The sequence below is a fragment of the Planomonospora algeriensis genome (assembly GCF_977012225.1).
Genome location: NZ_CDRNDK010000611.1, coordinates 1 through 3,115, shown reverse-complemented (window position 1 = coordinate 3,115; position 3,115 = coordinate 1). Strand labels below are relative to the sequence as shown.

3 protein-coding genes and 2 pseudogenes are annotated in these 3,115 nt (G+C 74.2%); 2 read left to right on the top strand and 3 right to left on the bottom strand.

Annotation, left to right across the window (positions count from 1 at the left end; all coding sequences use genetic code 11):
• A pseudogene (locus ACWJ6R_RS33330) lies at positions 1 to 315 on the top strand (phosphoribosyltransferase); the annotation flags it as partial.
• A 339-nt stretch (positions 316 to 654) separates the two neighbouring features.
• Entirely contained in the window at positions 655 to 1,203 is a 549-nt protein-coding gene (locus ACWJ6R_RS33325; RefSeq protein WP_449066033.1) for a hypothetical protein, read from the top strand.
• Between the two features lie 89 nt (positions 1,204 to 1,292).
• Here ACWJ6R_RS33325 and ACWJ6R_RS33320 read toward each other — a convergent pair whose 3' ends face one another.
• From ACWJ6R_RS33320 to ACWJ6R_RS33310, 3 genes and pseudogenes are all read right to left on the bottom strand, one after another.
• Complete coding sequence (locus tag ACWJ6R_RS33320; protein ID WP_449066032.1) at positions 1,293 to 2,186, bottom strand: serine/threonine-protein kinase; 894 nt, start codon at positions 2,184 to 2,186, stop codon at positions 1,293 to 1,295.
• Between the two features lie 27 nt (positions 2,187 to 2,213).
• On the bottom strand, positions 2,214 to 2,399 hold the full coding sequence (locus ACWJ6R_RS33315; RefSeq protein WP_449066031.1) for a hypothetical protein: 186 nt from the start codon (positions 2,397 to 2,399) through the stop codon (positions 2,214 to 2,216).
• A 288-nt stretch (positions 2,400 to 2,687) separates the two neighbouring features.
• A pseudogene (locus tag ACWJ6R_RS33310) lies at positions 2,688 to 3,115 on the bottom strand (hypothetical protein); the annotation flags it as partial.

The window sequence follows — 3,115 nt, the reverse complement described above, 5'->3', positions numbered from 1 at the left end:
CGGCCGCCGCGCGCTGCTGGCGCCGCCGAGCCGGACGCCGACATCGCGGCGGTCGTCTCCCGGGGCGGACGGCCCGACCTGGCCGGGCCCAGGCTGCCCGCCGTACGGGCCGCGACCCTGCTGATCGTGGGCGGGAACGACGAGGTGGTGCTGGAGCTCAACCGGGCGGCGCAGCGGCGGCTGCGCTGCGAGAACAGCCTGCGGATCGTCCCCGGCGCCACCCACCTGTTCGAGGAGCCGGGCGCGCTGGAGACCGTCGCGGAGTTCGCCCGCGACTGGTTCACCGCCCACCTCGCGCCGGTCACCCGCCGCTGAGCCGCCCCGTACGGCCGGCGGATCCGCGGTCCCGGCAGGAGCCCCGGCCGGACGGGCGGGCCGAGCCGGGGCGGTCCATGGACCGGAGGCCGGCTGGAGGAGAGGGCCTCGTCGAACATGACCTGCGCGGTCAGCGCGCGGACGTTGCCGACGTGCACCATGGCATGGATGTGCACGGTCCGGCCGCGGTCATGGGGAGCATGAGCGACACACCGACCACGTGCCCGATCTCGCGGGCGGCCACCGATTAACCTGCAGAAACACGATCACGTGACAGTCTGCGCACACATCACCGCACCGGGTGAGACCAGATCGTCGATCACCACCAGGGGGACCATGATGAGGCACTCGATTCCGATGCCGGGCCGCTCACTGCTGGCGGCCGCACTGACCGCAAGCATGCTCCTGAGCGGCGGCGCCGCCGACGCGGCGGCGACCACGGCCACGGCCACGGCCACCGTCACCGCGGCCGAGTCCGCCGCGGCCGCGAAGAGCAAGTTCGGGCCGTTCGGCTATCGCGGGATCAAGCTCGGGATGGGGGCCGAGAAGGCGCGGGCGACAGAGAAGATCAGGCGTGTGAGCAACAGGGGCACCTGCTCGACCTGGAGGTTCAGGACGCCCCCGCGCGCGTCCCTGGGCATCTCCAAGAGGCTCCGTGCCGTGGCCTACATCGAGGCGCCCCGGAGTGCCAGAACCCCTCGGGGGATCGGAATCGGCTCCACCAGGAAGCAGATGAAGCAGGCCTACCCGAAGGTGCGCCGCAGCCCGAGCGGAGTCTTCTACGCTCCGCTTCCGCGCAACCCGAAGGGCGACTACATCTTCGTGCTGTCAGGCAGCCGGATCAACCAGATGGTCATGGCTCTCGACAGGCAGGACTGCGCCAACTGAGAGATGACCCCGGAGATCGCGCAGGTCTCCGGGGTCACCCCCGGACAGCTCATCGGGCGGCCGTTCATTCGACCCACCGCCCGGGCGGGTCAGGCCAGGACGCGGCCGACCATGCGGGCGTACATCCGCACCGGGCTGGGGGCCGACGGCGGGCTGAGGAAGCCGGGGAGCATGGGCAGGTCCACGGCGAACCGCTGGAGGCGCTCGTAGAGCTCGTCGGCGTCGGCCGGGCGGCGGTCGGGGTCCTTCTCCAGCAGTTCCCCGATCAGGCGGTCCAGCCCGCCGGGCACGCCGGGGACCGGCGGCGGGCGCTCGTTGACCTGCCGCTCGAACACGGCGTACTCGGTGGGGCCGGTGAACAGCTGCCTGCCGGTCAGCATCTCGTGGATCACGCAGCCCAGGGCGTACAGGTCGCTGCGCGGGCCGGCCAGGCCGCGCTGGATCTGCTCGGGGGCCATGTAGGCGGGGGTGCCGAGCAGCTGGCCGACCCGGGTGAACCGGGTGGAGCCGGTCTCGCGGAGCATCGCCAGGCCGAAGTCCAGGACCTTGACGCTCCCGTCGGGGCAGAGCATCAGGTTGGTCGGCTTGAGGTCCCGGTGGTAGATCGAGAGCGCGTGCGCGGCCGAGAGCACCGCGCAGGCCTGGGCGGCGATGGCGGCGGCCCACGGGGCCGGGAGCGGGCCGTGCTCGCTGACCAGGTCGGCCACGGTGACGCCCTCGATGAACTGCATCACCTGGAACAGCCGGTGGTCGAAGGTGCCGAAGTCGTACAGCACGGGCGCGCCGGGGTGCTCCAGCCGGGCCAGGATGCGGGCCTCGCGCAGGAAGCGGCGCTGCAGCTCCTCGTCGGGGCCGGTGTGCAGGCGCAGGAACTTGACCGCCACCCTGCGGTCGAGGTGCCTGTCATGGCCGGCGTAGACCGCGCCCATGCCTCCCTGCCCCAGGGGGAGGTCGTCGAGAACGTACCGGTCGCCGATGACCATGCGGCCCTCCCCACGGACTTCCGGGACTCACACCCCTCGGTCGCACGGCCGCAGGTGGCCGTCGACCAGTCCGTCAAAGCCTAGCCTGATCAAGGTCTCTCCCCGTGCCGCCGTCTCGCGGAGCCCGTCCTCCAGCGCGGTCAGCTCGCGGAAGGCCGCGCCGTACCGGCGCTGCTCGGCGATCGGCAGCATCGGCACCCGGGCCCGCCGCACGTCGAGCCGGCTGGAGCCGGCGTGGGTGGACCGCCCGGCGGAGCGCAGGCACCCGGCCAGGAAGTCGGGGTCGAGCCGGGAGGGTCGACCCGGTAGAGGGTGAGCTGCGGTCCCAGCGCCGCGCCCGGCTCGGCGACCACCCGGACCGCGCCCAGGGCGGTGGCCACGACGTCGCCGGGGCCGGGACACGACGACCAGCGGCGGGTCGAGCGCGGCGCCGTCCGGAGGGCGGCGCGCCCGCGGCGGCGTCCTCGGCGGTCAGGACCGGGACGGGCCCGGAGTCGGCGGTCATCCTCGGCGGGGCCGCCAGGACGGTGACCAGCCCGGCCTTGGCCAGCTCGCCGACCGTGGTGACCGGCAGGTCGTGGCGCTCGGCCAGCGGCTCCAGGGCCGGAGGCGCGTCGCCAGCGTGGCCGACGCGGCCCGGAACCGGTCCAGCGCGTCGCCGAAGTCGCGGGCGAAGTCCAGCGCGCCCTGCTGCGGACGGTGCCGGGCGGGGGTCAGGTCGACCTCGTCGTCGAGCAGGTCGACGATCCGGACCGTACGGCCGGCGCCGGACGGCTCGGCCTCCGGGTCGTCGAGGTAGGCGCGCCAGGCGGGCTCCACCGCGGACAGGTCCTCGGCCGCGTCCACCAGCAGCAGGCGGGAGGGCGGCCGCTCCCCGTCGGGGCGGCGCAGCAGCCACAGGTCCGGCCCGCCCGGGGCCGGAGGCTGGA